This is a genomic window from Geotalea toluenoxydans JCM 15764 (assembly GCF_001311985.1).
GTDB classification, from domain to species: Bacteria; Desulfobacterota; Desulfuromonadia; order Geobacterales; family Geobacteraceae; genus Geotalea; species Geotalea toluenoxydans.
Genome location: NZ_BBCJ01000068.1, coordinates 1 through 1,208, shown reverse-complemented (window position 1 = coordinate 1,208; position 1,208 = coordinate 1). Strand labels below are relative to the sequence as shown.

At 56.2% G+C, this 1,208-nt stretch carries 1 protein-coding gene; it reads right to left on the bottom strand.

Annotated elements, in window-relative coordinates; genetic code table 11:
• On the bottom strand, nucleotides 1-1,148 hold a 1,148-nt coding region (locus JCM15764_RS20715; protein WP_243689562.1), incomplete at its 3' end, for a hypothetical protein.
• Nucleotides 1,149-1,208: the final 60 nt, after the last annotated feature.

Genomic DNA, 1,208 nt, shown 5'->3' with positions numbered 1-1,208 from the left:
AGCGCATAGCGAGGCAGATACTCCGCAGACGTCTTGAGAGGGGTCGAGAATGCGCGCTTCCAGAGCTTCTGATCCAGTAGATCGAGCGAGAGCCTACTTACGAATGCCCGTTCACGGAACATCCATGCGCGCCCCGTGGCCACGAGCTCGCGAGGTATGCCTGCAGCTTCTGCATGGGTCATACGCGCCTTTCGGTTTGCTTTGATCCGGAAGGGCTTTGCGTAGTTGTGCCAGGCCATGTAGACGCAGAAGCGATTGAGCATATTGGCGACATTGCGGGAAAAGCAGGCGGTTTCACGCCTATGGGCTGCCTGATCCTTTCTGAGCTCGCGATCCATGTAGTTGGCGCCGAAGAGGGGATTGTACCAGGTGCGCGGTTCGGTGGAGTGCACGGTCAGATGCACCAGTCGATGGTCTGCATTCTGCAAGCGAAAGAGCGGATGGCTATACAGCGCTCTGCGATATTCCTGCTTTTCGTCGGTGATGAGGATGAGAGGCTGCCAAAGCTGGGGCATGCGTTCCTGGGCAAGGCGATCGAGCAGCTCCCGGAATGAGCGTTCGATGCTTCGAGGCTCAAAGGTACACGCACGATAGAGCAGGGACATTCTATGCTTTTGAGCCTTGGTGGTGTTGCCGGAACGGCGCAGGGTGGCATGGGTAGCGGCAAGGAAGAATTGAGAATCGGCGGTGACGGCGAGGGTGATGTTGTTGGGGAAGTACTGAGAGACATCGAAGGAGACAAAGCCATCGATGCAGACGGATTCGTGGGGATTGGCATGGGGACGGAGCAGGCTCTGGAGTGCGATGGCTTGACGGGCGAGTCGGTCGATACGGTTCTGGATGGTGCCGCACGAAGCAGAGAAGAATCGTGAGAGTGCGCGAATGCTCATGGAAGAGCTGAGCAGGGTTTCGATCTGGGGATAGGCGATTCTGCGCTTGGCGAAGTAATCAAGGCTGAAGGTCTGGGTAGAGAAGTACTTGCCGCAGGCTTGCAGCGAAAGCGCTGGACCTTGCCGAAGGTTTTGGTCACATAGAAGCCAGCGGCGACGAACCAGCGTTCTTTCGGTGCGTGCTGATGATACGCACAGGCCGGGTTTGGGCAGAAATGAAAGTGATGCATGAAAGACCTCCTCTCTTTGTAGACGCAAGGAAAGAGGCCTTCACTTCAAATTCATATGCAGGGTTCGTGACACTATAGAAAGACTGGG